Origin of the sequence: Telmatospirillum sp. J64-1, assembly GCF_006980715.1 — a bacterium.
GTDB classification, from domain to species: Bacteria; Pseudomonadota; Alphaproteobacteria; order Rhodospirillales; family Magnetospirillaceae; genus Oleiliquidispirillum; species Oleiliquidispirillum nitrogeniifigens.
Map to the genome: position 1 here is coordinate 1 of NZ_SBHN01000023.1, position 20,198 is coordinate 20,198.

The following is a 20,198-nucleotide window of genomic DNA, read 5'->3' on the forward strand; positions in this document are numbered from 1 at the left end:
AAACGTAGACCGCCGCCAGAGATCAAGCTCTGGCGGCGGTTTTGTTAAGGGCAAAGCAGCCTCGATTTGCCACCTAAAAGGCCGATCCTCCCCCGCGCAAAGGTCTCCATGCTGAGGAGCCGCGAAGCGGCGTCTCGAAGCATGGACTAGCGTTCAGCCTCTTTATAAAAGGCAAAGGAGCAAAGGGGCCAAGCCCCTTTGCGGGTTTGGGCTGCGCCCAGGAAAACCCTCAGCCCTTCAGATGTTCCTTCAGGCGCGGCATCAGTTCCACCAGATTGCAGGGCCGGTGGCGGGAATCGAGCTGCCATTTCAGGATCTCGTCCCAGCCGTCGCGGCAGGCGCCCGGTGAACCCGGCAGGGCGAAGAGATAGGTGCCGTTGGCAACGCCCCCCGTGGCGCGGGACTGGATGGTGGAACTGCCGATCTTGGCGACGCTGATCCAGCGGAACATCTCGCCGAAGCCGACGATTTCCTTGTCGTAGACGGCATGGAAGGCTTCGGGGGTGACGTCGCGCCCCGTCACGCCGGTACCGCCGGTCGAGATCACCACATCCACCCCCGGATCGTCGATCCAGGCCCGCAGTTGGGCGGTGATGTCGGCCACATCATCCTTGACGATCACCCTGGCGGCGACCTTGTGTCCGGCTTCCTCGATGCGTTCGACCAGGGTACGGCCGGATTTGTCGTCTTCCTCGCTGCGTGTGTCCGAAACGGTCATCACCGCGATGTTGACGGGCAGAAAGGGCTTGGTTTCGTCAATTCGAGACATTCTTGGCCACCTGTCGCTGCACTCGGTCCATGGCATCATAAAGCGGCCATTCCCCCGAGACGAGATGATCGAGCGAAAGAGCCGGCTGGCCCATACGGTGGCGGTAAATCCAGAAATTGGACATCACTTTTTCGATGAAGATCCGAGTTTCCCGCGCCGGGATGCTTTCGATGAACAGCAGCGGATCGCCCTGGTAGTCCAGGGTGTCGAGCCAGCGCTGCAGATTGCCCGGCCCGCTGTTATAGGCGACCACCAGCTTGAACAGATTGCCCTGCACCGCCGGATCGTCCAGCAGACGCTGGATATAGGTCTGGCCCAGGCTGAGATTGTATTCCGGGTCGAGCAGCCGGCTCCGCTCCACCGGGCCGCCGGCCAGGAAACGCGCCGTCGCCGGCATCAGCTGCATCAGCCCCGCCGCACCCGCCGGGCTGACCGCCGTGGGGACGAAGGTGGATTCCTGGCGCACGATGGCGAAGACCAGCGCCTTGTCCACCTTCCAGCCGCCCTGGGGCTGCCAGGGCGGCATCGGGAAGCTGACGGCATCATGGAAGCGGCCGTCCTGCGAAGCCACGACGCTGCCAAGGCGCAAGGCCACTTCCGGCATTCCCCCGGCATTGGCCAGGGCCAGCAAGGCCGTCGTCAGGGCTGGAGTAGCACTGGGGGCGAGGCGGCGGATCTCCTCCTCCGCCAAGTCGCGGCGTCCGATCTGCATCAGCCCCAGGATGCGCTTGCCGCGCTCGACGCGCTGGATCAGCTCGGCGTCCAGGTCGGTGAAGGGCGCCTGTTCCCACGAGAAAGTGGAGCCCATGTTCAGCGCCCGGCGGGCCAGTTGGCCGTAGAAGGTACGGGAATGCTCGGCGGCGATCTCCAGCCAGTGATTGACCGCCTCGGGCCGCCGGGTGACCAAGTTGGCCCGTCCCGCCCAATAGGCCCCGGCGGCGATCATCCAGCCCGAGCCGTCATCCCGGCCGCGCGCCACCGCCTCGAAATGCGGGCGCGCCTTTTCATGGTCGCCCTGGCGCCATAGGGCCAGGGCCAGCTTCCAATGGGCCCAGGGGATGACGTCGCCGGACCGCTTCGCCACCGGCGTCAGCAATTCGATGACCCGCTTGTCCTCGCCCGCCGCGAAGAAACCGGCCCCGACCAGGGTCCGCAAGTCGTCGGCATCGTATTGATCCAGCGCCAGCTTGACCCGGGGCTCGTCGAGCATCGCCAGCACCGACTCGGCCTGGCCCTGGCGGACCATGCTGCGGGCGCGGGTCTTGATCTCGCGGATCTTGTTGCGCTGGGCAGCGCTGAGGCCCGTGCGCTCGTAGCTGAGGTCTTCCCAATCGGCGCCGGTATTGCGTGTCCGGATGCCGGTGCCGTCCAGATAGCTGCTTTGCGGCGACTTGATCTTCTGGCCGGGGGCGCGCTTGCGGGCCAGGCTATAAATCCTGTCGGCGTCGGGATGGTCGGCATATTCCGCCATCCAGGCGACCAGTTCGGCGGCGGGGGATTTGTAATGGGGATGAAGCAGCCGCTGCGCCAGCACATGGCCCAACAGCATCCGGTCTTCAAGCTGGGCGATCAGGCGATCCGCCTGCCCCCACTGCCCCTTGCCTTGAAGCTCGAATATCCTGGTATAGCGTCCGGCATCCGCAACCGAGAGCGGCTTGGGGATCTCAGCCTTGCGGCCCTGCCGGATGGCGCCGGAGCCCAAGGTAGCGACTTTGTCGCCGGCCGTGGAGGCGGGCGTGCTTTCGGCCGAGGCCGGGCCCGACAGGGCCATCGTCGCGGCCAGCAAGGCTGGCAGCAGCTTCTTTCGCACGTCTCGGTCTCCGCGCGTTATGGAACGACATCATCATGAACCGCGACGGTTATAGATGCCGTTCCGAGGGCGCTGCAAGCATCACAAGGGAGGGGAGACTCCAACTTTTGGAGAAAGGCTTAAAAAATATTAAGGAAATCAATCTTCTGGCGCAGTGTAACAAAATCGCGCCAAGCCTCCCTCTTTTGACCGGGCGTGCGCAGCAGGAAAGCCGGATGGAAGGTCGCCAGCGCCGCCACCGGACGCTGAAGCCCCGGCGTGGCATAGTCGAACCAGCGTCCGCGCAGCCGGGAGATCGGCTCGTTGCGGGCCAGCAGCGCCGAGGCGGCGGCACCGCCCAGCAGCAGCATCACCGCCGGGTCCACCAGTTCCACATGCCGCTCGACGAAGGGCAGCATCATCTCGACCTCGGGCAGGGACGGCTTGCGGTTCCCCGGCGGGCGCCAGGGGAGTATATTGGTGATGTAGCAGGTGCTGCGGTCCAGTCCGATCGAGGCCAGCATACGGTCGAGCAACTGCCCGCTCACCCCGACGAAGGGGCGGCCGATGCGGTCCTCGTCGGCGCCGGGGGCTTCGCCGACCAGCATGACCTGCGCCTTGGGATTGCCGTCGCCGAAGACGGTCCTCCGCGCCGTCATCTTCAACGGACAGGCCTCGAAGGAATCGATCGCGGCATACAATTCATCAAGACTCTTGCATTCTGCCGCAAGATGCGCTGCGTTGCTTCTCTGCTCGGGGGCTCTTTGTTCAAGGGTCCCGCGTCCTATTTCCGGACGCGGGGCCGTTTCCGGGTGGAAGGTTGGCGGCGGCGATGCCGGACGGACAGGCGCAGCGGCACGCGCGGCAGCGGCGTAGCGATCCACCGGGATCTCGCCGATGGCTTCGTCGACACCGGCATCGACGTACCAGCGCAGAAGCTCGTATGCCGACTGAGTAATAGACATGCGCAGGAACCGACCTTTACGAAATATTCTGACGCGACCCTCGGCCGCGCTCGTGATATAGAGCACATCAGCGTAAGAGAGTTGCCTGACTAGGGGAAGGACTATGGAACGGGAATCGATGGAATTTGACGTGGTGATCGTCGGCGCCGGGCCATCTGGCCTGGCTGCCGCGATCCGCCTGCGTCAGCTTGCCCAGGACGCCGGACGCGAACTTTCCGTCTGCGTGCTGGAAAAAGGTTCGGAAGTGGGCGCGCATATCCTGTCCGGCGCCTGTTTCGAACCCCATGCCCTGGACGAGTTGATTCCCGACTGGCGTGAAAAGGGAGCGCCGCTGAACACCCCGGTCACGGAAGACAGCTTCCTGCTGCTGACCGAGACCAAGGCGATCAAGTCCCCCCTGACGCCGCCGCAGATGCAGAATCACGGCAATTACATCATCAGCCTGGGCAATCTCTGTCGCTGGCTGGCGACCCAGGCCGAGGAACTGGGCGTCGAGATCTTCCCCGGCTTCGCCGCCGCCGAAGTGCTCTATCACGAGGACGGCCGGGTCAAAGGCGTCGCCACCGGCGACATGGGGGTCGGCCGCGACGGCCAGCCCACCGCCCATTTCGAACCGGGCGTCGAGCTTCATGCCCGCCAGACCATCTTCGCCGAAGGCTGCCGCGGCTCGCTGACCAAGACCCTGTTCGAGCGCTTCGACCTACGCAAGGACTGCGACCCGCAGACCTATGGCATCGGCATCAAGGAATTGTGGGAGATCGACCCGGCCAAGCACAAGGCGGGCAAGGTCGTCCACACCGTGGGCTGGCCGCTGACCAGCGACGTCTATGGCGGCTCCTTCCTCTATCACCTGGAGAACAACCAGGTGGCGGTGGGCTTCGTGATCGGGCTGGACTACCAGAACCCGCATCTCTCGCCCTTCGACGAATTCCAGCGCTTCAAGACCCACCCGGCCATCCGCGACACCTTCGAGGGCGGGCGGCGCATCGCCTATGGCGCGCGCGCCATTTCCGAGGGCGGCTTCCAGTCGATCCCCAAGCTGACCTTCCCCGGCGGCCTGCTGATCGGCGATACGGCAGGCTTCCTGAACGTGCCCAAGATCAAGGGCAGCCACACCGCCATGAAGTCGGGCATGACCGCCGCCGAGGCCGTCTTCGACCTGCTGGCCTCCAGCAACGAACAGGCCCACGAAGCCACGGCCTATCCCGAGAAGCTGAAGCAGACCTGGCTGTGGGACGAATTGCACCGCGCCCGCAACATCCGCCCCTCCTTCCACAAGGGGCTGTGGGGCGGCCTCGCCTATTCGGCGATCGACACCTATCTGTTCCGGGGCAAGGCGCCGTGGACCTTCCACAACCACGAGGACCATACCCAGTTGAAGAAGGCCAGCGAAGCGCCGAGGATCGACTATCCCAAGCCCGACGGCGTGTTGACCTTCGACAAGCTGTCCTCGGTCTTCATCTCCAACACCAATCATGAAGAGGATCAGCCGATCCATCTTCAGCTGAAGAATCCCTCGGTGCCGGTCGAGATCAACTTGGCCCAGTACGATGCGCCCGAGCAGCGCTACTGCCCGGCCGGCGTCTACGAAATCGTGCGGGAGGATGACGGCGGCAACCCACGCTTGCAGATCAACGCCCAGAATTGCGTCCACTGCAAGACCTGCGACATCAAGGACCCCACCCAGAACATCAATTGGGTGGTGCCGCAGGGTGGCGGCGGGCCGAATTATCCCAATATGTAACCCCTTGAAGGGCCGGACTAATTTCAGTCCGGCCCTTTCCTTTCCGGCCGCCGCTACTACTTTAGAGGAAGCGGAATCCCTTGTTGTGTCCCAGGACCGTGGGCTAGAGTCCGCCCGCCCTCCCCTTTTGGAGTGGTCGCGGACGCTCCCGGACAGGGAGTGCCGTGCGGTCGAGTGTTGGAGTTGGTGATGACCCCAATGGCTGTCCGTCTCAGCCCCGCCTTTCGTCGTGCAGCGATTCTTGGTGCCCTGGCCCTTCTGCCCGCCTGTGCTGCCGCCCATAGCGAGAAGAACCCGGTGCAGCACCAACCGGCCGAGATCGCCCAGGAAATCTCCATGGGCCGTTCCGGCTTCGGCAATTACCTTGCCGCCCGGCATGCCCAGGGCCAGTTCGCCGCCGGTGAAGCCGCCAGCTTCTATCTTCACGCCCTGGAAAGCGACCCCGAGAACCCCGAACTGCTGTCGCGCGCCTTCGTGCTGATGGCGATCGAGGGCGACATGGAACAGGCCGAGGAACTGGCCCGCCGCCTGCTGACCTTCGAAGACACCAACAGCCTCGCCCGCCTGCTGCTGGCGTCCCGCGCCGCCAAGGCCGGGGACTGGTCCATGGCCGAGCGCCATGTGGAATTCCTGCCCAAGCGCGGCCTGGGCAGCTTCATGACGCCGCTGATCAGCGCCTGGGCCCGCGTCGGCGCCGGTGATTACGACAAGGCGCTGACGGCCTTGCAGCCCTTGTCTGAAACCAGCAGTTTCGCCGCCATCCACGATTTCCACGCCGCCCTGATCAGCGACCTCGCCGACCAGCCCAAGGTGGCGGAGGATTACTACCGCAACACCGTGGCCGGCACCGCGGGCCTGACCCTGCGCTCGATCCGCGCCGTCGGCTCCTTCTATCAGCGCACCGGCCAGATGGACAAGGCGCAGGCCCTCTACACCCGCTACCAGAGCCACAATCCGGAAGCCGTGCTGTTCGACAGCGCCCGCATGCTGGCGCAGGGTTCCTCGGTGGAACGGCCGGTGGCCGATGCGCGCCAGGGCATGGCCGAGGCCTTCTTCGGCGCCGCCACCACAATGCGCCAGAGCAACGCGCCGGACATGGCCCTGCTGTTCGCCCGCATGGCCCTGGACCTGGAGCCCAACCTGCCGCTGGCCTATTTGCTGGTCGGCGACCTGCTGCAGGGGCTGAACCGCCTGGAAGAGGCCAATGCCGCCTATCTCGCCATCGATCCTTCCGAGGAATTGTGGTGGACTACCCAGTTGCGGGTGGCGGGCAACCTCAACGAAATGGGCCGCAGCGACGAAGCCATCGCCTTGCTGCGCGACCTCGCCGCCAAGGACCCGATGCGCCACGACGCCCTGGTCAGCCTGGGCGAAGTCCTGCGCGGCACCAGGAAGTTCCCCGAAGCCATCGACGCCTATTCCGAGGCCCTGACACGGCTGGAGAGAATCGAGCGCCACCACTGGCCGCTGCTCTATTCGCGCGGCATCGCCTACGAGCAATCCGACCGCTGGCCGGAGGCCGAGCGCGACTTCCTGCAGGCGCTCGAACTGGAACCGGACCAGCCCTACGTGCTCAACTATCTCGGCTATAGCTGGGTCGAGCGGGGCGTCCACCTGGACCAGGCCAAGCGCATGATCCAGAAGGCGGTCGAGCTGCGCCCCAATGACGGCTATATCGTCGACAGCCTGGGCTGGGTTCTCTACAAGACCGGCGATTATCCGGGGGCGGTGCAGTATCTGGAACGCGCCGTCGAGCTGCGCCCCGCCGATCCGGTGATCAACGACCATTTCGGCGATGCCCTGTGGAAGGTCGGCCGTACCGAGGAAGCCCGCTTCCAGTGGCGCCGAGCGCTCAGCCACAATCCCGAGCCCGACCTGCAGGCCAAGATCGAGCAGAAGCTCAAGCAGGGCCTGCCATGAGCGACCCTGCGCTGGATCTCTTCGCTCCGGCCAAGGTCAATCTCACCCTGCATGTCACCGGCCGCCGGGAAGACGGATATCACCTGCTGGAAAGCCTGGTGGTCTTCGCCGGAGCCGGCGACCGCCTGCGCCTGTGGCCCGCCGAGGAGCTGACGCTCTCCCTGGCCGGTCCCCAGGCCGACAAGCTGCGCGGCGAAGATCCCGCCGACAATCTGGTCCTCAAGGCCGCCCGCGCCCTGGCCGCCTGGGCCGGAATCCCACCCCGCGCGCGGATCGAGCTCCACAAGCACCTGCCGGTGGCCTCGGGCATCGGCGGCGGCTCGGCCGATGCGGCCGCCGCCCTGACCGGACTGGCGCGCCTGTGGAAGCTGGACGTCCCGGCGGCGGAGATGCACAAGATCGGCCTGTCCCTGGGCGCCGACATCCCCGTCTGCCTGGCCGGACGGCCCATGCGCATGGAAGGCGTGGGCGACGGCCTGACCCCCGCCCCTGTCTTGCCTCCGGCCTGGCTGGTCCTGGTCAATCCCGGCATCGCCCTGTCCACCCCGGCCGTCTTCCGCGCCCGCAGCGGCGATTTCCTGCCCGCCGATCCCTTGACCGAGTCCCCCGCCGACGCCCGCGCCCTGGCCGAGGCCCTGAGCCGCCGCCGCAACGACCTGACCGACGCCGCCATCTCCCTGGCTCCCGTCATCGCCGATTGCCTGTCGGCGCTGGACGCCCAGCCCGGCTGCCTGATCGCCCGCATGTCCGGCAGCGGCGCCACCTGCTTCGGCCTCTTCGGGGCGGAAGAAGAAGCCCGCAGCGCCGCCCGCATTCTCGGCCTGACCCGCCCCCAATGGTGGTTGTCCGCCTGCCCCTTGCTGCCTGCGGAAAAATCCTAAAACACCCCCTTGCGTCCCCACCGATTCCGGAATATTCTCCGCCTCCCTTCCCGGTGGGGCGTAGCCAAGCGGTAAGGCAGCGGTTTTTGGTACCGCCATTCCCTGGTTCGAATCCAGGCGCCCCAGCCATCTTCCACATCCCCCGACAGACCAGCGGCCAGCCGCTTTCCCATCATCCGCACGGCCCCTGCCATGGGTAAGCCGTTCACTGCGGCAGCAGGCGTTTCAGGTCGTCGCGGATGATCCTGTAGCAATCGCAGGAGACTTCCTCCAGTCCCGCCGGGTCCGTGATGGTGATATATCCCCGCGTGTGACGGATCAGACCGGCCTTTTGCAGGATATTGAGGGTCACGGTCACCCCTGCCCGCCGGACGCCCAGCATGACGGCGAGATATTCATGGGTGAGGGCGAAGGTGTCGCCGGCCCGGTCCCGGCTCATCAGCAGCCAGCGGGCGCAGCGTTCCTCGAGGCTGTGGAGGCGGTTGCAGGCCGCCGTCTGGGCGACCTGGTTGAAATGCACCTGGGCGAAGCGCAGCAGCTTCACCCGCAATGTCTCGCTCTGGCGCAGGGCGGCGGTGAGCATCTGTGCCGGCATCTGCCATCCGTCGCCCGGAATCTGCATCTCGCACCGACAGATCATCCGATCCGTTTCCAGCAGGATGGGCGTGCCGACCAGTCCCTCGTTGCCGATCGTGCCGACCTCGACCGCACCGCCATCGGGCAGGATATTGATCACGGAAGCACAACCGCGCTCGATGAACCATACATGCAAGATAGGCTCATCGGACCTGTAGTAGATCATTTTGTGCGGCAAGGAAACGCGGCTCAGATAGGGTCGGATCAACTTCTCTTCATCTGGAGTAAGACTGCCCAGAATGAAGTTACGACTCTCCATAAGAATTTTCTCCGGCATCGCTGTGCGAGACTGCTTACCGGTTCAACAGCCGGACGCTTACACAAGTTCAGCCGGCAAAAATTGTCACAGCCTTCTCTGCTGTCTGTACGCAAGCGTACAGACAGCAGAGAAAATTATCTGGATAACTTTCCAGCGATATTGAAACGTGGATCTGATTTCTATGGATGTGCCGAGCAACGGAACGACGACCATCGCCCTGCTGGAGGACGACAAGGCGGTACGGATCGCCGTGACATTGCTGCTCGAGGCCCAGGGAATCCACGTCATCGCCGGGTCTTCCGGTACGGAACTGGCGGACCAGATCGCCACGAGCGGCATCCAGCCGCATCTCCTCGTCGCCGATTATCTGCTCGGCACGCAAACCGCCCTCGATGAAGTGCCCAAGGTGACCGCGCTTTGCGCCCCGGATGCGAAAGTGGTCATCACGACGGGCGACACCTCGCCCGACACCCAGGCCCGGATCGCCGCGCAGGGATGGGGACTCCTCATCAAGCCCTACCGGCCCGAGGACCTGCTCTCCAATATCGAGCAAAAGCCGGAAGAGGCCGTCTAGAACCGTTTCCGCTCGAACACCGCGCGGGCTTGTCGCTTCCCGGCTACTTCCCTCTGGCGATCAACCATTTCCGGGCTTCCATGATGCCGTCCGACACCGCGCTTGGCCCGGCCGCGGCGGAGACGATGGCCATATGCTTCTCCGCCTTGCGGCGGATGGCGGGATCGGGGGACAGCGCCGCCAGGGAAAGCCATTTGAGGCTTTCCGCCGGATTGCTCTCCACCCCTTGGCCCAGGGCATAGAGCAGACCCAGGTTGAACTGCGCCGGGACATGGCCGTCCTCGGCGGCCTTGCGGTACCATTTCGCCGCCTCGGCGTCGTCCTGCCCCACGCCCTTGCCCATCTGATACATCCAGGCCAGGTTATGCTGCGCCTCGGCCAAGCCCTGTTCGGCGGCGGGTCGGATATGAGCCAGCGCCTTGCCGGGATCGGGGGCGGTGCCGAAACCGTTGAGATACATATGACCGAGATTGGCCTTGGCCGCCGACGAACCCTGCGCGGCGCTCTTCTCGAACCAGGCCAGCGCCTCCCTGTCGTCGCGGGCCAGCCCCACCCCCTGGTGCAGCAACTGGCCCAGACCGTTCTGGGCATCGGCATCGCCCTGCTCGGCGGCGGCACGGAACAGGATCGCGGCCTTCTCCGGCGAAGCCTCGACACCGGCGCCGCGCAGATGCAACACGCCGAGCAGATAGGCGGCCGGTGCATATCCCTTCCCCGCCGCCCGGCGCAGCAAGGCGACCGCCACGGCGGGTTCGGCCTCGGCCTTGCCGGAAAAGATCAGGACGGCGGCGAGATATTGCGCCTGCGGGTCCCCGGCCTCGACCGCCTCCGCCAGGCTGGGCTGGGCATCCCCGGCCCGGGCCGGGCCGCCCGTCAGGACGAAGGCGGCAAGGCCTGCGGCGAGAAGAAGGGCGGAACTGTGCATGGCGGAATCTCCTGGAAGCCGAGGTCAGTTGGCGGCGCTGTCGCCGGGCCCGCTCTGGGACGAAGAGGAGGTGTTGACGGTCTGGCTGTTGTTGACCGTGGTGCTGGTATTGGCCGACGAGCCCTGGTTGCCGTGGCTGTTCTGGCTGTTGTTGTAATCCAGCCAGGCCGAAGACCCGCCTTCGAGGATCTGCGTGATCTCGGTCATGTTGCCGATGGAGGTCGAGTTGGAATTGTAGTTGGTCACGTACTGGTTCAGCGTCCCCACGCCGCCGGCGCCACCGCCGCCATTCCTGCGGGTCAGTTCGACCTGCGCGGCGAAGGAGGGATTGCGGGCGGGAAAGCTGTAGGATTCCGTGCCCATGGGCTGGGCGAAGGAAGGAACCGACGCCAGGACGAAAGGGGAAAGCACCGCCAAGCCGAGGATTGCCCGTTTCATGATCTGATCTCCGCGGGAGAGGAAAGGGAAAAAGACCGGGTGGGCGAAGCATCGCCCACCCGGAAGGCAGGGGTTACGGGGTGACGTTGTAGGGCAGCGGAGCCAGGCCGCCGACGCGGTTGGTCACGCTGGACATATTGCCGAACGAGCTGGCCGCCACGGTGCTGACCGCGATGGGCGTGCCGTACTGGTCGGCCAGTTTGCCGAGATGGCTGTAGCCGCTGACCACCAGATCGGTGGCGATCGCACGGGAATCGTTGTTCATGTAGCTGAACTGGGTCAGGTCAGCGATGGCGATGCTGTTGGTCACGAAATCCGGCGGGTTGGAAGCAGCATTGGCCACGACGGGGGCATCGGGACCGACGGTGATGCTGTGCAGGTTGCCCGCCGCCGTGGCCGACAGGTTCAGGTTGGCGTTCACGACCTCCCGGCCGAGGGCGGTGGCCTGATTGTTTCCCTGCTCGATCAAACCGAACTGGGCCGCCATGGCGGCGGCGACCAGGGCGTCATGCGACTGGTTGCCGGTGGGGACGGCCAGCGCGGTGACGAGGCCGGCCGCCAGCGCCTGCAGATATTCCGACGGCGTGTCCACGGCATTGAAGTCGCCGAAGGCCACCTGACCGTCATGCACGAAGGTCGCGACGTCGCTCTGCACGCTGGCCAGGTTGGAGATGGAGGTGGCGGAGGCGTCCAGACGGCCCAGATGATCGCGGGCATCCAGCGCTTCGAAGGTCGGCAGGTCGGTCAGGTCGATATTCATCACCTGAATGATGGCGCCAATATTCCCCGCGGCCGCCAGGGCAGCGGCCAGGGCATCGCCATCGATCTCGACACCGCCGCCACCGCCGCCGCCGCCGCCGCCACCACCGGCACCACCGCCACCGCCACCGGCACCACCGCCGGCACCACCCAGGCCGGCATTGACGTTCAGCGCACCCGCCAGGGCGAGGGCGAGGGCATTCTGGTCAAGCGAGGCATTCTGGACAGCGACGATCGGCAGGTAATTGGTGTCGCCTTCGGCCGCCAGGAATTGGGTGCGGTTGACATTGGTGAAGGAGGTCTGGTCCCCGACGCTGACCTGCAGGCGTTCGAGTTGGGTGATCCCCGTCGGGATGAAGGTGTTGGTGGCATCGATATCGATACCGATCCTGATCGTCTGATCGACGGTGTTGTTCCAGGTCCAATTAACGGCATCGAAGGCGGCGGCCGGCGTGGCGGCAGCCATCCCCGCGAAGGCCAGGGCTGCCGCCGAGGCCTTCAACATCGACTTACGAGAGGTCATGATTATTCCTTTCATTATTGAGGTAGCCATCCATGAACTTCGTCTCCATCACCCGGCAGTCTTCGCGGCTGGGGAGACCGAGGAAATCCGTCATGATCTGGTAAGCGGCCATCTCGACGACGGATCTGATGCCGAGCTGAAGGGGTTCGTTCTGGATACGGCCCGCATCGAACTCGACAAGCTGTGTGCCGAAGAAACGAAAGACGTTCGCTTCGACTTCGTAGCCGTGGATCTGTTTCTGCAAAGACGTCACATAGTTGACGTCGAAGGTGCGTGAGTTGACGACGCGCAGGTCCAGGCCGACATTCATGATGACCGACCGGCCGCCGCCGCCGATGCCCGAGATCGCGAGGCGTGCGCCTTCCGAAACGATGTTGTAGTTCAGCTCGGTCAGCGCCCCCAGGATCACGAAGTCGCTGCCGCGGATCATGCCCGGCTGCGGCCCCGCCTCGCGCGGCGTCAGGTTCTGCTCGACCATCTTCAACTGCGCGAGCGGGATGCGCAGGTCGAAGCGTTCCACCAGGCGCGCCTTGCGCGTCTTGTAAAGCGCGCTCATCAGCATTTCCGCGATCCCTTGCGAGGACCAGGTGCTGTTATGATTGACGCCGCTGCGGAACTGCCCGGTCTTGTCGGCGATCTCGCCCACCGCGAAGGACGGCAGGTTGCTGCCACCGGTCGTGCCCAGCTCCGAAAGACATTGGCTGTAAGGCGTGTGATTGGTGGTGACCGGAAAGCTGAAAGACGGCCGGACGCCTTCGGCGGGATAATGTCCCGGCGCCGCGCAACCGGCCAAGGCAAGGAAGCCCAAAGGCGCGGCTTTCTTCATGATTCGTCTCATCGCACTCCTCTCGAGGCCTTGTGACCCTTCACACCCGACGCGCCACGCCTGTAACGGATATTATTATTCCGTCTTCCACGAGATCTTTGATCGTCTTTCAGAAGACTTCCGTGGCTGCAGTCGGACTGTGTCAAAAAGAGAGCACAAAAAATATATGGCAATAGAGGCAATCCAGCATTACATGCGTATTTCTGACATTCTCCTTCCGCGAGAATTCGGATAGAGGAGTCGCAAAAAGGGAATCCCTTGGTGGTAACCGCCGGGAGCGGCAGAGAGCCCCTCCCCTCTCCATCAGGCCAGATGACAAAGGGGCCTGCCGGTGCCAAATATCCAAGGCAAGACCATCGTAAGTCCTTGCTACGGCAGGGGAGGATGTCATGACCCTCATGGCCAAGGTAGGAACCGGGCTTTCGGCAGCCCTGGTCGCAATCTCACTGGCCGGGCCGTCTATGGCGCAGATCAGTGACCAGCCCTTCAGCTTCTCCCGGGCAGGACAGGAGGCCGTCGGCATGAGCATGGCCTATCGCCAGGCCATGCTGCGCGACCGGTTGGAAGGCATCCGCCCCAACCAGATGATCCGCACGCCGCAAGGAATGGTGCTGGATGTGGAGCGCTTCCACGGTCAGGCCTTCATGCGCCAGCCCGCGGCCCCTTATCTCCCCCGCGAGCAGGCATATTGGGGCGAGAACACACAGCCCTGGCTGTGGTGGTCGCGGCCGCCCGCCGCGCCGGACTGGTTCAGCGGCCTTTCGGAAGACGGCCCCATCACCGCCGCCACCGCCCCGACCAGCGCGTCTTCCATCGACCGCTGGATCGCACAACTCGACGACCTGGGACGGATGTGACGAAGACCGGTCTGCCGCCTCGGGCCGGACCGTGAAATGAGAAAGGCGGCGCCGCCGGGGACATCTGCCCGACAGCGCCGCCTTGGAACGGACGACAGGAAAAAAGGAACTAGCGGCGGTCGAAATCCCCGCACCAATCCCCGGCGCTGGTTTCCGGCCAGGACCAGACACGCCCGCCCAGACGGCCGATCACGGGACTGTGCCGGCGGCAAAGACCGTGCGTCGCCTTCTGCCCGCTGCCTTCCGCCACCCAGAAGCGGCAACTGGCGCAAAACTCCTCACCGGCGGCGTCATCCGTGAGGGTCGTGCTGCGCGCCAGGTCCTTCACCCCCTGAAGGCCCCGGTTGCGATAGGCCGCCGCGATCTCCAGTTCGTATTTCTCCGCCAGTTCCCGCTTCTTCTGCGACCACTCGGTGCTGCCGGTTCCGCCTTCCTGGATCAGCTCGTTCAGCTTCTCGTACAAGAGCGCCTCGGCCCGCAGGCCGAAGCCTTCCAGCAGCTTCATCTCCTCGCGGCTGCGCGACAGGATGTCGCCGGCATAGCGGATGCCGTTCTTGGCCAATGCGTTCAGCGACCTTGTCGAAAGGCCTAAACAATAAATGGGGATGCAAGGAACAAGACTATCCTCATAGTCCTTCCTTACCGGAACGACAATGTCTTCCGAAAAAATCATATTTCCCATAACAATACCCCGCACGTGAATTTCCGATACAATTATTCAAGAAGAATTCACTCCCATCTTTCTTATTTTCAGACAATTCACCAGCCGATCTCAACCCGGGATTTTGAGTTAACCCCTTTGAAACTCCAGAAGAGCGGCACGGAATACGGAAGAGGAGGCAAAGCGCCTCCGCGTGCCGAACAGAAGGGGGCGCAGCCTGTTTACCCTCTTGTCCCGCCCTCATTGCCGAACAGGAGGTGGCCGTGTATCTCGCCCGCTTTTCCTATGATGTGCTGCCGATCAACCGCCGGAACGCCATCGACTTCATCCGCAAGGAGGTCGAGGCGGCACGCGCCAATGGCCTGAAGGCACGGCTGCTGATTCCCCTGACGCGCAGCCATGGCGGCGCGGCCCTGCTGTTCGAAGTCGAATTGACGAGCCTGGACCAGCTCGACCAATTCCGTCAGCGCGGCGTGGGATCGAGCGAGGATACGGGAAACTGGATGCACGCCTTCAGCGAGATCCTGACCGCGCCGCCTGCCGTGGAGATCCTGCGCGTGGCCGAAACGGCGGGGGACTGAACGGAACCGCCCAGCCCCCACCCGATATCAGGAGGTCACGCGCTCCGCTGGCGGATGCCGTCGAGGAAAGCGGTGACGTGGATCTGCAATTGCTCCACCTGATGGCGCAATTCGGCCGCCTGGGTGGAAACTTCCTCGGCGGCCTCGCGGGTTTCCGAAGACGCCGTCCGCATGCTGCCGATGGTGCCGGAAACCTCCGACGCCCCGGCCGAGGCCTCGCTCATGTTGCGGGCGATTTCCTGGGTCGCCGCGCCCTGCTCCTCGACCGCCGAAGCGATGCTGGCCGAGATTTCGTCGATGGTGCCGATCCTGCTGCTGATTCCGGTAATCGCCTGGCTGGTTTCGCCGGTGGCCTGCTGGACGGCGAGGATCTGGCTGGAAATCTCCTCCGTCGCCTTGGCAGTCTGGGTCGCCAGGGCCTTCACCTCGCTCGCCACCACGGCGAAGCCCTTGCCGGCCTCGCCCGCGCGGGCGGCCTCGATGGTGGCGTTCAGTGCCAGCAGATTGGTCTGATTGGCGATCGAGCCGATCAGATCCGCCACTTCCCCGATCCGCCGTGCCGCCTCGTTCAGGCTTTCGACCTTGCCGGTGGCGCCGTCGGCATCGGCGACGGCGGTGGCGGTCAGGCTGGTGGCGCGGGCGATCAGCGTGCCGATCTCGCTGCTCGAAGCCGCCAGTTCCTCGGACGCGGCCGCGACCGAATCCACGTTCCGCGCGGTCTGTTCGGCGGCCGAGGACACCGTGGTCGCCTGCAGGGAAGTCGTCTCGGCGGCCTGCAGCATGAGCTGGGCCCGCTGACCGAAGAGGTCGGCCATGCCCACCAGGGCCTTGACGACACCGCCGACCTGAGCCTCGAACTGTTCGGCGATGCGCAGCCTTTCCTCTTCCGTCCGGCGCTTCTGGTCCTCTTCCATCTGCCGCATGGCCTGGGCCTGCTGCTCGGCCTTGCGGGCGTTCTGCCGCAGCACCTCCAGCGACTGCGCGATGCTGCCGATCTCGTCCCCGCGCTCGACGCCTTCCACGGCGCTGTCGTTATCCCCGCGCGCTAGGCCGAGGATGCGCGCCGTCAGCGTCGCCAGCGGCCTGCTGACGCGCCGCTCGAAGGCCAGGATGATCACCAGGGCGATGACCAGCACGACCGTCATGCCCAGTCCCGTCACCACGAGGCGTTCCAGGGCGGCCGCACGATTGGCCTCCGCCACGCCCTTGGCCTCCTCCAGCGGCACTTCCCGCATATTCACCAAGGTCGCCAGCGCGGCATTGTTCCGGGTCCGCATCTCGGCGACGCCGAGGGCGTAATTGGCATCGCCGCGGGCGGAAGCGAAGAGGTCGGCGAACATCGCGCCGATCTCGCCCATATAGACCCGCTCCACATCCCGCACGGCATTCTCGATGGGACGGTTGCCCAGGGATTGCGAGGCGGCCCGGATATTGTCCCAGAACAGTTCGATACGCCCTTGCAGGTTCAGCCACAGATCCATGTCCGCGGCGGACATCGGGCCGCCCGAGGCCACCGTATTGACCATCAAGGTGGTCCGCCGGCCGGTGGCGTCGCGCAGGTTCAAGGCATCGAAGGCCATGTCGACATAGACCCCCGTCACCGGCGCCAACTGCTTGAGCGTCAGCGCCAGCGAGGTGGAGACGTTCATCACCAGATCGTTGATGCGCATCATCTCCGGCGTATAGGCCCCCACCACCGACGCAGTTCGGGCCTCGGGTCCCTGGGCGATCTGGCGGAGTGTCTCCTGCCGCACCCGCGCCAAGGCCTGTACCGTTTCCGCAAGCCGTTCCCGAAGCGCGGCATCCTCCTCGCGCAGCCCCTCGCGGATGGCTGACAAGGCGGTATCGGTATTGGCGATCTGCCGCTGAAAGCCTTCCAGTTCCGCCTGGCTGGCCGCTTGGGGCGCCCGCAGGGCGGCATTCAACGCCCCGCGCTCCACATTCAAGTGATGCAGCGTCGCAAGACCGCCTGCGAACGCATCGAGATAGCGCAGGCTTTCCTCCGCCCGCGCATAATGTTCCCTCTCTTGGAGGATGACGAATCCGCTCGCTAGCAGGGCCAACAGGGAAAGCACGAGAATCGCGGCCCTGAGGGAAGCGCGGACACTGACCTGAAGTTTCATTTCTACTCCTGATAGCGCCCATGGCGCGCCGTTAACCCACTCGATACCTAAGGTTTCTATATCCCAATGGTTAATACAGCCTCAACTATCGTATATCCCGTATACCCCTCCATGCTTGAGCTTGATAATGACTCGCACTTGCGATAAAGCTGTATATTCTCGCATGAGATAAAGGGGTATTCTCCGATGAAGCTGTTCGCTGCCGCTGCGCTCCTGGCCGGTGGTCTCGCCGCACAACCGGCCCTGGCGGCCTCGCCCGATACCCGGGCCGTTCTGACCACCTATGCCGATATCGCCCATGCCGTTTACGAGGATTCGCTGATCAGCGCGAAGGCCCTGCAAAGCGCCATCGACGCCCTGGTCGCCCAGCCCAGCCCCGACACGCTGGAAGCGGCGCGGCAAGCCTGGATCGCCGCGCGCGTGCCTTACCAGCAGTCGGAGGTCTATCGCTTCGGCAATCCCATCGTCGACGATTGGGAAGGGCGGGTGAATGCCTGGCCGCTGGACGAGGGCCTGATCGATTACGTCGACCAGGATTATTACGGCAACGAATCGGGCGAGAACCTTCTGTTCACCGCCAATGTCATCGCCAGCACCTCCCTGACCATCAACGGCAAGACCGTCGATACCTCGCAGATCACCAAGGACTTGCTGCGCGACGTGCTGCACGAGGCCGAAGAGGTCGAGGCCAATGTCGCCACCGGCTACCACGCCATCGAATTCCTGCTCTGGGGTCAGGACCTGAACGGCACCGAGGCCGGCGCCGGGAACCGTCCCCATACCGATTACGACCTGCAGAACTGCACCGGCGGCAATTGCGACCGCCGCGCCGCCTATCTCCAGACGGCAGCCGCCATGCTGGTGGAAGACCTGGAGGAAATGACCGGGTATTGGAGCGCCGAGGGAGAAGCGCGGGTCGAATTGCTCGGCCTGCCGGAAGAGGAAGCCCTGGGCCGCATCGTCACCGGCATGGGCAGCCTGTCCTATGGCGAATTGGCGGGCGAGCGCATGAAGCTGGGCCTGATGCTCCACGATCCGGAGGAAGAGCACGACTGCTTCAGCGACAACACCCACAACTCGCACTATTACAACGCCCTGGGCATCCGCAATGTCTATCTCGGCAGCTATCGCCGGATCGACGGCACCGAGGTCAGCGGCCCCAGCCTGTCCAGCCTCGCCGTGGCCAAGGATGCGGCAGCGGATGCCGACATGAAGGCCAAGCTGGACGCCACCATGGACAGCATGACCGTGCTGGTGCAGACGGCCGAGGCCGGTGAAGCCTATGACCAGATGATCGGCGCCGGCAACGTGGAAGGCAATGCCAAGGTCCAGGCCGCCATCGACTCCCTGGTGGGCCAGACCCGCAGCCTGGAGAAGGTGGTCGCCGCGCTGAGCCTGTCGGCGGTCAAGTTCGAAGGCTCCGACAGCCTGGACGCCCCGGAAAAGGTCGGCCAGTAAGCAGGATGGGGCGGGTGCCGCGGCACCCGCCCTTTTGCGATTCCAAGAGGAATGCAGCCGTGAGACATCTTATCGCCGCAAGCCTGGTCGTGATGACCGCCCTGGCTCCGGCCCTGGCGCTCGACCTCGATTTTTCGGCGCCCGAACCGGGCGAGGAAATGCAGGGCGGCGCCACCACCCATGCCAAGCTGCTGAACCGCGACGCCTTCTCCCATCCCTCGGCCAATATGAGCTTCGCCAAGGAGATGGATTTCAAGATCGGCAACGGCTTCTTCCGCCGCCTGTGGGTCACCGCGCCCAGCTCGACCAAGGCAGCCGACGGGCTGGGGCCGCTGTTCAACGCCCGCGGCTGCCAGAACTGCCATCTCAAGGACGGGCGCGGCAAGCCGCCCGCCAGCAATGACGAAGATGCCGTCTCGATGTTCCTGCGCCTCTCCATCCCGCCCCAGAACGAGGAACAGAGGGCGCTGCTGGAGTCCAGGCGCGTCAATGTCATCCCCGAGCCGGTCTATGGCGGGCAATTGCAGAATTTCTCCCTCGCCGGACATGTGGCGGAAGGCCGCATGGTGATCGAATACGAGGAAATCCCGGTGGAATTGTCCGAGGGCGAGCAGGCCTCCCTGCGCAAGCCCGCCTATTCCATTGCCAATCTGGGCTATGGCGAGATGCATCCCGAAGTCATGATCTCGCCCCGCATCGCCCCACCGATGATCGGGCTGGGGCTACTGGAAGCGATTCCGGAAGAGGCGATCCTGGCCCTGGCCGATCCCGACGACGCCGATGGCGACGGCATTTCCGGCAAGCCGCAACGGGTGTGGAGCCTGGAAGAGGACCGGGTGATGCTGGGCCGCTTCGGCTGGAAGGCCGGCACGCCGAGCGTGGCGCAGCAAAGCGCCGAGGCCTTCGCCGGCGACATGGGCCTGTCCACCCCCCTGGTGCCGCTGAATTCCGGCGACTGCACCCCCGCCCAGCAGGCCTGCCTCGACGCCCCCCATGGCGGGGACCCACAATATGACGGCTATGAAGTGCCCCAGGAAGTGCTGGACCTGGTGTCCTTCTACGCCCGCAACCTCGCTTTGCCGCCGCGCCGCGACGTGGCCGATCCCCAGGTTCTGCACGGCAAGCGCGTCTTCCATGAAAGCGGCTGTGCCGCCTGCCATACGCCCAGCCATGTCACCGCCGTTCTTCCCGACCGGCCCGAGCAGTCGGGCCAGAAAATCTGGCCCTATACCGACCTGCTGCTGCACGACATGGGCGAGGGACTGGCCGACAACCGCCCGGAAGGCGCGGCATCGGGCAGCGAATGGCGCACCGCACCGCTCTGGGGCATCGGCCTGACCGAGACGGTCAACGGCCATACCTATCTGCTGCATGACGGCCGGGCGCGCGATGTTCTGGAAGCCGTTCTGTGGCATGGCGGCGAGGCCCAGGCCGCCCGCGACCGCGTGATCGCCATGCCCAAGGCCGACCGCGACGCCCTGCTGCGTTTCCTGAATTCCCTCTAGGAGCC

The 20,198-nt window shown here is 64.8% G+C and carries 18 protein-coding genes and 1 tRNA gene; 9 read left to right on the plus strand and 10 right to left on the minus strand.

Features of this window, described 5'->3' with window-relative positions:
* Nucleotides 1–229 precede the first annotated feature (229 nt).
* The 3 genes from moaB to EPD66_RS18980 form a co-directional block, all read right to left on the minus strand.
* Complete coding sequence (moaB, locus tag EPD66_RS18970) at nt 230–769, minus strand: molybdenum cofactor biosynthesis protein B (protein WP_142850095.1); 540 nt, start codon at nt 767–769, stop codon at nt 230–232.
* Complete coding sequence (locus EPD66_RS18975) at nt 756–2,579, minus strand: lytic transglycosylase domain-containing protein (protein WP_142850096.1); 1,824 nt, start codon at nt 2,577–2,579, stop codon at nt 756–758. The genes moaB and EPD66_RS18975 overlap by 14 nt, the downstream gene beginning before the upstream one ends.
* A gap of 119 nt (nt 2,580–2,698) precedes the next feature.
* Nucleotides 2,699–3,523, minus strand: coding sequence for a uracil-DNA glycosylase family protein (locus EPD66_RS18980; RefSeq protein WP_142850097.1), 825 nt, complete (start codon nt 3,521–3,523; stop codon nt 2,699–2,701).
* 103 nt (nt 3,524–3,626) lie between these two features.
* On the opposite strand from EPD66_RS18980, the gene EPD66_RS18985 reads away from it, so the two are divergent.
* From EPD66_RS18985 to EPD66_RS19000, 4 genes are all read left to right on the plus strand, one after another.
* Nucleotides 3,627–5,267 carry an electron transfer flavoprotein-ubiquinone oxidoreductase gene (locus EPD66_RS18985; protein ID WP_142850098.1) on the plus strand — a complete coding sequence of 547 codons (1,641 nt, stop codon included), beginning with the start codon at nt 3,627–3,629 and terminating at the stop codon, nt 5,265–5,267.
* A gap of 189 nt (nt 5,268–5,456) precedes the next feature.
* Nucleotides 5,457–7,187 carry a tetratricopeptide repeat protein gene (locus EPD66_RS18990; protein ID WP_142850099.1) on the plus strand — a complete coding sequence of 577 codons (1,731 nt, stop codon included), beginning with the start codon at nt 5,457–5,459 and terminating at the stop codon, nt 7,185–7,187.
* On the plus strand, nt 7,184–8,068 hold the full coding sequence (locus tag EPD66_RS18995) for a 4-(cytidine 5'-diphospho)-2-C-methyl-D-erythritol kinase (protein WP_142850100.1): 885 nt from the start codon (nt 7,184–7,186) through the stop codon (nt 8,066–8,068). Before EPD66_RS18990 ends, EPD66_RS18995 begins: the two co-directional genes overlap by 4 nt.
* Before the next feature lie 54 nt (nt 8,069–8,122).
* Nucleotides 8,123–8,197: transfer RNA gene (locus EPD66_RS19000), tRNA-Gln, on the plus strand.
* 76 nt (nt 8,198–8,273) lie between these two features.
* Here the strand turns inward: EPD66_RS19000 and EPD66_RS19005 are convergent.
* Nucleotides 8,274–8,840: a Crp/Fnr family transcriptional regulator gene (locus tag EPD66_RS19005; protein ID WP_185961509.1), complete on the minus strand. Its 567-nt coding sequence runs from the start codon at nt 8,838–8,840 to the stop codon at nt 8,274–8,276.
* 289 nt (nt 8,841–9,129) lie between these two features.
* On the opposite strand from EPD66_RS19005, the gene EPD66_RS19010 reads away from it, so the two are divergent.
* Nucleotides 9,130–9,537, plus strand: coding sequence for a response regulator (locus EPD66_RS19010; protein WP_142850102.1), 408 nt, complete (start codon nt 9,130–9,132; stop codon nt 9,535–9,537).
* A gap of 43 nt (nt 9,538–9,580) precedes the next feature.
* Here EPD66_RS19010 and EPD66_RS19015 read toward each other — a convergent pair whose 3' ends face one another.
* The 4 genes from EPD66_RS19015 to EPD66_RS19030 all read right to left on the minus strand — a co-directional run bounded on the left by EPD66_RS19015 (nt 9,581) and on the right by EPD66_RS19030 (nt 13,008).
* Nucleotides 9,581–10,462: a tetratricopeptide repeat protein gene (locus EPD66_RS19015; protein WP_142850103.1), complete on the minus strand. Its 882-nt coding sequence runs from the start codon at nt 10,460–10,462 to the stop codon at nt 9,581–9,583.
* 24 nt (nt 10,463–10,486) lie between these two features.
* Complete coding sequence (locus tag EPD66_RS19020; RefSeq protein WP_142850104.1) at nt 10,487–10,900, minus strand: hypothetical protein; 414 nt, start codon at nt 10,898–10,900, stop codon at nt 10,487–10,489.
* 73 nt (nt 10,901–10,973) lie between these two features.
* Nucleotides 10,974–12,182 (minus strand): hypothetical protein, encoded by a 1,209-nt coding sequence (locus EPD66_RS19025; protein WP_142850105.1) that lies wholly within the window; start codon nt 12,180–12,182, stop codon nt 10,974–10,976.
* Complete coding sequence (locus tag EPD66_RS19030) at nt 12,169–13,008, minus strand: CsgG/HfaB family protein (RefSeq protein WP_185961510.1); 840 nt, start codon at nt 13,006–13,008, stop codon at nt 12,169–12,171. The genes EPD66_RS19025 and EPD66_RS19030 overlap by 14 nt, the downstream gene beginning before the upstream one ends.
* A gap of 389 nt (nt 13,009–13,397) precedes the next feature.
* Between EPD66_RS19030 and EPD66_RS19035 the strand changes: the two genes are divergently transcribed.
* Nucleotides 13,398–13,865 (plus strand): hypothetical protein, encoded by a 468-nt coding sequence (locus EPD66_RS19035; RefSeq protein WP_142850107.1) that lies wholly within the window; start codon nt 13,398–13,400, stop codon nt 13,863–13,865.
* A gap of 109 nt (nt 13,866–13,974) precedes the next feature.
* On the opposite strand, the gene EPD66_RS19040 is transcribed toward EPD66_RS19035, so the two are convergent.
* Nucleotides 13,975–14,547: a DNA-directed RNA polymerase subunit alpha C-terminal domain-containing protein gene (locus tag EPD66_RS19040; protein ID WP_142850108.1), complete on the minus strand. Its 573-nt coding sequence runs from the start codon at nt 14,545–14,547 to the stop codon at nt 13,975–13,977.
* A 242-nt stretch (nt 14,548–14,789) separates the two neighbouring features.
* On the opposite strand from EPD66_RS19040, the gene EPD66_RS19045 reads away from it, so the two are divergent.
* Entirely contained in the window at nt 14,790–15,107 is a 318-nt protein-coding gene (locus EPD66_RS19045; protein WP_142850109.1) for a hypothetical protein, read from the plus strand.
* 35 nt (nt 15,108–15,142) lie between these two features.
* Here EPD66_RS19045 and EPD66_RS19050 read toward each other — a convergent pair whose 3' ends face one another.
* Nucleotides 15,143–17,230, minus strand: a complete 2,088-nt coding sequence (locus tag EPD66_RS19050) for a methyl-accepting chemotaxis protein (protein WP_142850110.1) — start codon at nt 17,228–17,230, stop codon at nt 15,143–15,145.
* Nucleotides 17,231–17,416: 186 nt separating this feature from the next.
* On the opposite strand from EPD66_RS19050, the gene EPD66_RS19055 reads away from it, so the two are divergent.
* On the plus strand, nt 17,417–18,688 hold the full coding sequence (locus EPD66_RS19055) for an imelysin family protein (RefSeq protein WP_142850111.1): 1,272 nt from the start codon (nt 17,417–17,419) through the stop codon (nt 18,686–18,688).
* A 59-nt stretch (nt 18,689–18,747) separates the two neighbouring features.
* Nucleotides 18,748–20,193: a di-heme oxidoredictase family protein gene (locus EPD66_RS19060; RefSeq protein WP_255448582.1), complete on the plus strand. Its 1,446-nt coding sequence runs from the start codon at nt 18,748–18,750 to the stop codon at nt 20,191–20,193.
* The last annotated feature ends 5 nt before the right edge of the window (nt 20,194–20,198 follow it).